Source organism: Flavicella sp., assembly GCF_037132785.1.
Lineage (GTDB): Bacteria > Bacteroidota > Bacteroidia > Flavobacteriales > Flavobacteriaceae > Flavicella.
Window position 1 is genome coordinate 1 of the sequence record NZ_JBAHZZ010000132.1, and the last position, 5,400, is coordinate 5,400.

At 30.8% G+C, this 5,400-nt stretch carries 3 protein-coding genes; 1 reads left to right on the top strand and 2 read right to left on the bottom strand.

What is annotated here, in order from left to right:
* Positions 1–274: 274 nt before the first annotated feature.
* Positions 275–688 carry a hypothetical protein gene (locus V5787_RS08765; protein WP_336892866.1) on the top strand — a complete coding sequence of 138 codons (414 nt, stop codon included), beginning with the start codon at positions 275–277 and terminating at the stop codon, positions 686–688.
* A 266-nt stretch (positions 689–954) separates the two neighbouring features.
* Here V5787_RS08765 and V5787_RS08770 read toward each other — a convergent pair whose 3' ends face one another.
* The gene (locus V5787_RS08770; RefSeq protein ID WP_336892867.1) at positions 955–1,968 is read right to left on the bottom strand and encodes a phytase; all 1,014 of its coding nucleotides are present in this window, start codon (positions 1,966–1,968) and stop codon (positions 955–957) included.
* A gap of 32 nt (positions 1,969–2,000) precedes the next feature.
* Positions 2,001–4,874 carry a TonB-dependent receptor gene (locus V5787_RS08775; protein WP_336892868.1) on the bottom strand — a complete coding sequence of 958 codons (2,874 nt, stop codon included), beginning with the start codon at positions 4,872–4,874 and terminating at the stop codon, positions 2,001–2,003.
* Positions 4,875–5,400 lie beyond the last annotated feature (526 nt).

Consider the following 5,400-nt stretch of genomic DNA (forward strand, 5'->3'; position numbering starts at 1 on the left):
TACAGAGGTATGGAAAAAATGCATACTCAAAATCTGATGGAAGCTATTTGTTACAATTTATATAGAAGTCCAAGGATAATTGCCACTAATTCTAAAAACTAAAGGAAAATGAACCAAGAAAGAGATCCATAACTAACATAAACAATGAAAATAAGGAAAAAAACATAAATTTTAGATTTAAAAAGTAAAAATTGAAATCTAAAAATGAAAAGAGCATTATGCAACGGTCTTAGAATGTAAAGTCTATAAAAGTAATAGAAAACAAATAACTATAATGAACAATCATCGATTTGATGAACATTATGATTTAGAAAATCCTACAAAGGAAAAACGTGAATTACGATTTTTCATTAATCAATTAGTTCATAGTAATATATTCTCACCAATTATTTCAGTTACTGATAAAGAGGTTGAGGCTAAAATGGACAATGATAACTTAACAGAAGACGAAATAATAGAAATTTATGAAAATGCTGACAAAGAATTATCTGAAATATTTTTCAATTCGGACAAAAACAAAAACGAATCACTTTTTGAGCTAGATATACTTTCGATAAAAAAATTGTTTAAAAAAGTCGGTAAGTGTCACGTGACTGAAATAAAAACGAAATATAATGAACGGAAAGGAGATTATGATTCTGTCCGATTTTCTGGAGAAAAAAAGCATCAGAAGAAACTGAAAAAATGATTAAAAAACTGGAGGGAAAATAACTACACCTAACAAAGAACTGTGGTAAAAAACAAGTAAATTTTGATTAATTCACTTGTAAAGTACTTCTATAATTTTGATCGTAAGAAATCCTAGATTTAGCAATTGTAAAGGCTTGTTTCAAAAGCTTATACCGATTATGTTTCTATTTGATGGGTTGATTGATACTGAAAGAACCTATATAAAAATGCATGAAAAAAGCAAGCACTAATATGCTTGCTTTTTTGACTCAGTAAAGATAGAACTTAATCTATAAACTTAGATAAATCATAAAAATAAAAATCTTTAGCATCATTCATTGCAACAAACAAGCCTTTTGAAAATTGTTCATTCAAATTTACAGTTACTACTTCACAGCCATCTGTTGCTGTAGTAGATAAATCAACAGTTTTTATAAATTCATTTGTTTTTCTATCATACAGGTTAAACTGACCTCTTTGTTGGTCTGAAACTATAATATAACCTTCTCCATCGCTATATTTAGCAATGGCAATTCCTTCTATATCCCTTAAAAAATCCTCAGCTCCAAAACAAGATAGTTCTCTATTACCTTTAGAAGGTTCTGCATAATATTTTCGAACACAATGCATTTCGTCAGAATAATAAACAAACCCTAATTCGCTATCAACTGCTATGGCTTCAATTTCCTTTTTACCGCTAAAAGAACCAAATTTCCGAACTAAATTTCCGCTTACTATATCATTATCAGAGACCAATTCATACTGATACAAATAATCTTCTAACGGACCCGTTTTACGACTAACTATAGCATAAATAGTTCCGTCTTTAGGCGATTTATATAAGCTAATTCCCATAGGCAATCTGTTTTCTAATACTGTTTCATCTTCAAAAACAGGAATACCTCCATTGTCTAACGCTTGCATATCTGGTATAGAAAAAACTCTAATTACTTGCCTTTCTCTTTCAGTAAACACCAACACATCAACCTTAGTAGAGTCATTTAGTTTTAAACCATATTCTACATCAACATTGTTTGGTCTTTGAATGTTTCTAATAGTTTTACTCTCGATAATTTTACCTTCTAAATCAAAAGCATAAACTGCTCCATTAGTATCTTTATCGGTTCCAAAAACGATACTTTTTGATGGGTCTTTTGGATTCACCCAAATGGCAGGATCATCAGTATCATACAGTGTTTTCTCGGTGATAACATCTGGAGAAATTACCAGTAATTTACTTTTCTGTTCACAAGCATTCAGCAATAAAACGCCAAAGGCAAATACAATTATTTGTTTCATTCTTATTGTTTTTATTTGTTTCATTAATCTTTCTAAAATACATCATACTTTAAACCAACCGACACTCTACTTCCGTAAAACTCTGATTGTTGCGTTCTTTCTTTTACACCTTGATAATAACGCAATTCTTGATTGGTAATATTATTCCAATCCGCAAATACTCTTAAATTTTTGTTTACAGCAAAACTTACGTTAAAATCTAAAAAGAATTGTTGGTCATAGTATCTATCTTCAAAAGCATTCCCTCCTATTTCATCTACATAAGCATCAGAAAAATTAGCAGATAATCTTGTACTAAACCTGTCATAACCATATTCTAATGAACAGTTAAACATGTTTGGTGAAGTGTTTGGCAAATCTATATCATTTCTTTCCTCACCGTCCTCGTTTCTTATACCATTAGCATCAGATGTTAGGTAAGTATAATTTAAATAAATGTTGAAATTCTTTGCAAACCCAGGCAAAAAGTCAAGTTGTTTTTGAAATGCGAATTCCATTCCAAAAACCGAAGCATCATCCCCATTTAATGATTGAAACACGTCATATCCTGCTGTGTCTAAACCATAATAATCGTCTGGTGCTTCACTTTGAAATATATAAATAAAGTTGTTAATACTTTTATAGAACAAACCTCCTGATAAAAGACCAACTTTCTTAAAATAATATTCTGCAGACAAATCAAAATTCATAGAAGTAGTTGGATCTAAATCTGGATTCCCGACAACAATTTCTTCTTCACGATAAACGACATCTATTGTAGGTATAAGATCAGCATAATTTGGTCTTGCCAATGTATTTGTCCAAGCAAATCTAAATACGGTTTTATCATTTAAATCATATTTTAAATGAACTCCTGGAAGCACGTTTAAATATGAATTTTTTTTAGTGATTTTTCCAATTACATTTTCTCCATCTTCAATTTCGTTCCCTATGGCTGTTAAATCTGTTGATTCTAATCTAAGACCAACTAATACATCTAATTTTTCAGTAACTTTTTGATTTATCATTGCATAACCTGCATATACATTTTCTTTTACTTCAAAATTATCACTTAAAAAATTAGCGGGTACGGATACTCCTCCCGTTGATAGATCTAAACCTCCAAGCCATTTCTCATCAGCAAAATAACCTGCCTGGTATTGACTACCTACATAATTATTTGACTTTGACATGTTTTTAGTCGTAACCAAAGACATGTTTGGATACATGTCTTCCAAATCATAGTCAAAAAAATTGTTGTCTCTTATTTTGTTTTTAAATCTACCTCTCGCTCCAAATTTCACAAACCCACCTCCATTCTCAAATAAATCTACTGGTAGTTCAAAGTTTACAAATACATTAAAATTCTCTTCATCAGTATATCTATTTTCATTAGTAATTTCTCCAAATACAAAATTTTCTAAATCATTGGCATAAGCTAAATCTTCAGGAGTATATAGTGGGTACTCTGGATTTGTATTATCATTAAGCACAATATATTCAGATTCAAATTCTGCATAACGCTCATCTAAACGTTCTTCAGATGCTTTTGCATAAGAAGTCATCCAATCAATTTTTAATTTCCCGAAAACGTGATTACCCCCTAAAGTATAATTTTGCATACGTTGGTCTTCTAAACGAGTATTTTTATTTCTACTATTATCTATACCTCCTTTAGTTTGCCTCTTTACATCCACAGGAAATCTTGCAAGAACACCATTACTAACAGTAAAATCCTCAACCTCAATGTCTTCACCATCTAAAATATTGTATTCTAGTACGTACCTGTTTTCTCTATCATCTCGCCAATTATACATCGTTTTTAAATAAATATTGTTATTGGCGTTGATTTGATATTCGAAATTTGCAGATAAACTTCTACGGATTCTTTGCACTATATAAGTACGTTGTTGAAGCTCATCTGTATATGGGTCTACATCCACTTCTTTTAAAATTGGCTCACCATTTCCATCATCAATACCCGTATAATAATTAAATTCATCAGTCCAATTTGCTTCGATATTATCAGAACCAAAATCATTATCATTAACTGATGCCGAAAGCATCCAACCAAATTTTCCGTTTTCGGTTCTATCACCTACTAATAAGGATCCGTTTAAGATTCTTTTATCTGTAATAAAATTGATTCCTGTACCTGCAGTTGCAGATAATCTGAAATCTTGGGGAGCTGTTCTTGTAATTAAATTTACAGAACCACCAAGTGCATCTGCATCCATATCTGGTGTAATAGTTTTGGTCACCTCTATAGTCTGAATCATATCAGAAGGAATTAAATCCATTTGCACATTTCTGTTATTTCCCTCTGCTGATGGAATTCTACTACCATTTAAAGTTACAGAGTTTAACTGCGGAGACAGTCCTCTTATAATTATATTTCTAGCTTCACCTTGATCTACTTGCATAGTGATACCTGGAATTCTTTTTACGGCATCACCAATATTAGCATCAGGGAATTTCCCTATCTGATCTGTAGAAACTACATTGGTAATGTTTAAGTTGTTCTTTTGTGTATTCAACGCCTTAGATTGTCCACTAATACCATGACCAATAATTTGTACTTCTTCTAATTCTAAACTCGAAGATTTTAATTTAACATTAACCATTACTGCATCTGCAGCAACAACGGTTACTTTATGGTTTATGTCTTTATAGCCTAAATAGGTGATTTTTAAAATATAGGTTCCTTCAGGAACAGAAACGATGGTAAATCTTCCATCAAAATCAGTTATATCACCTTTTTTAATAGACTCAATAATTACATTAGCTCCTGGCACATACATTCCGTTCTCATCAGTAATAACTCCTTGAATGGTGCCATTTTGGGCGTTTACTTTTGCTCCTAATACTAAAGGAACAACTAAGAGTAAAATAAGTTTAAATAGGTTGGTTTTACAGTTTTTTTTCATTTTAAATTCATGTTATTATTTGAATGGTAAAATTAACATAGGCGTATGAATATCTTATTAAAGCAAAATGAAAGAAAAGTTAAGGTTGATGAGAAATGCGGTATAAAGTCCATTAAAGTTAATGTTAAGTTAATTTTCTCTTAATGTCCTAGCTCCGAAATCCTTTAAAAAGGAAGAAATAAAAAATCTAAATTTCGTTTAAATTAGCATTTAATCTGTATCAAGCGATACTTCATGTCGAATAAAAGTCACTTCACTGTTTATTGAAATTGTTCTTGTTGCTTAGAATATATATTTGTTAAGTCATATAATAAAAACAATAAAACACACACAATATGAGAGATAGATTAATCAATACAATTGAGCTACAAATTGTAGAACTAATTAAGACCGTTGCAAGGTACATGACAAAAACAAAGACCCAAACTTAGGGTGTAAATCATTGTCTGTTAACTTATTAAGATGTATATTCAAGCCATGAAACTACAAATAACACCTACTTTTGCAGATAGCATTTGTGATTTAC

Coding starts and splice junctions, on each gene's coding strand:
- V5787_RS08765 (WP_336892866.1), top strand. CDS start 275: ATGAACAATCATCGATTTGATGAACATTATGATTTAGAAAATCCTACA.
- V5787_RS08770 (WP_336892867.1), bottom strand. CDS start 1,968: ATGAAACAAATAATTGTATTTGCCTTTGGCGTTTTATTGCTGAATGCT.
- V5787_RS08775 (WP_336892868.1), bottom strand. CDS start 4,874: ATGAAAAAAAACTGTAAAACCAACCTATTTAAACTTATTTTACTCTTA.